Here is a 1,269-nt window from a genome sequence, read left to right as displayed (position 1 = left end):
AAGTAAGGTTTCGGGTAAAGTACACAGCGATGTCCGCACAAGATTTGACCGGGGCGAGGCGAATGTAATCGATGTACTCGGACAAATTGCCGGAAAAGCAGAACAAGGAAGAGCAGCATTACTGGAAGGTCGCTCCGACGATCTGCACCAGTTGATGAATGAGAATTTCGACCTTCGCTGTCAGATCTATAATGTCCCCGAATCCAATAAAAGGCTGATCAATGCAGCCCGAGCCTGCGGTGCCTCAGCCAAATTCGCCGGCTCAGGCGGCACGATCATCGGGATATACCGCGACGATGATATGCTCAATCAGCTTTTTGTGCAGTTGAAAAAGCATAACGCTAGGGTGATAAAGCCGTTTGTAGTTTGAGTCGGCTGTCGGCTGTCGGCTGTCGGCGAAAGAGGCTGCCAATGTGCTTTTTTACTTATTAAATCAATAAAACTGGCCCGCACGGGCTGATAATTATTCACTCAAAAAAGCCGAAGGCCGATAGCCGACGGCCGATAGCCAACCTATGATTCGCAAAGCCGTAATACCTGCTGCCGGACTTGGAACCCGGTTTTTACCAGCTACCAAATCGATGCCGAAAGAAATGCTTCCGATTATCGATATTCCAACTATTCAATATGTTGTACAGGAAGCTGTCGATTCCGGTATTGAAGATATCCTGATCATTTCCGGGAAAGGAAAGCGGGCCATTGAAGACCATTTTGACAGAAACGTAGAGCTGGAAACCAGGCTGGAAGAAAAAGAAGACCTGCTTTGGTTTAATGAAATGCGCCGCCTGGCAGATATGGCCAATGTACATTTTGTTCGCCAAAAAGAAGCAAATGGATTGGGAGACGCGATTTACTATGCGCGCCACCATGTCGGAAATGAACCTTTCGCAGTTTTGCTTGGAGATACCATTATGGATTCGGTAATTCCGGTTACGCAACAATTGATGGACACTTACGAACAATACGGCGGCTCGGTAATTGCCGTGGAGCAGGTTCCCGCGAATAAGGTTAACCGGTACGGGATTGTGGGTGGAAAAACGTTAAGTGACTCCATTATGGAGCTTTCAACACTTGTAGAGAAACCTGCAATCGAGTCGGCTCCCTCTAACCTCGCGATTGCTGGCCGCTACATTCTTACCCCGGAAATTTTCAATACAATCGAGCAGACTCCAAAAGGGAAGAACAACGAAATTCAGCTGACAGATTCGATGCTCCTGCTTTTGAAGCGTGAAAATATTTACGCCCACCATATTGAAGGCAAGCGCCACG

1 protein-coding gene and 1 pseudogene are annotated in these 1,269 nt (G+C 47.7%); both read left to right on the top strand.

All coding sequences use genetic code 11. The features are described 5' to 3' along the window. A pseudogene (locus ACTIE6_RS23835) lies at positions 1-370 on the top strand (GHMP kinase); the annotation flags it as partial. Positions 371-515: 145 nt separating this feature from the next. After that, the coding region (gene galU / locus ACTIE6_RS23830) for a UTP--glucose-1-phosphate uridylyltransferase GalU (protein ID WP_439559006.1) at positions 516-1,269 on the top strand (754 nt) is incomplete at its 3' end.

It is taken from the genome of Dyadobacter sp., assembly GCF_051859145.1.
Lineage (GTDB): Bacteria > Bacteroidota > Bacteroidia > Cytophagales > Spirosomataceae > Dyadobacter.
The sequence above is the reverse complement of the archived record's forward strand: the minus strand, read 5'-3'. Positions and strand labels throughout refer to the sequence as shown.